The organism is Halomonas borealis (assembly GCF_004798905.1).
GTDB classification, from domain to species: domain Bacteria; phylum Pseudomonadota; class Gammaproteobacteria; order Pseudomonadales; family Halomonadaceae; genus Halomonas; species Halomonas borealis.
Genome location: NZ_SDMO01000118.1, coordinates 1 through 244, shown reverse-complemented (window position 1 = coordinate 244; position 244 = coordinate 1). Strand labels below are relative to the sequence as shown.

At 41.0% G+C, this 244-nt stretch carries 1 protein-coding gene; it reads left to right on the top strand.

Annotated elements, in window-relative coordinates:
* Positions 1–244 (top strand): hypothetical protein (locus tag ETC07_RS16370; protein ID WP_136249345.1); only part of this gene is annotated, 244 nt, incomplete at both ends.

Below are 244 nucleotides of genomic sequence, written 5' to 3'. Positions count from 1 at the left end.
CGCCAGGCAGATGGACTCAAAACGGTGGATTTTGGCTATTTTCGTGATGTTTTGCTGCCCGATAAGAAAACTTCCTTGCGTATTTTCTCGCAAGCAGACAACCTTTCAACTTATGAGCTCATTGCAGGAAAAATGCCCCAAAAAAGCAATGAAATTGCCCTTGATTTTCTCTATCAAGACAAGTACAAGCTTGGTGATACAATCCGCGTAACCGAAGAAAAAAATGAGGGATCATATCTTCTAA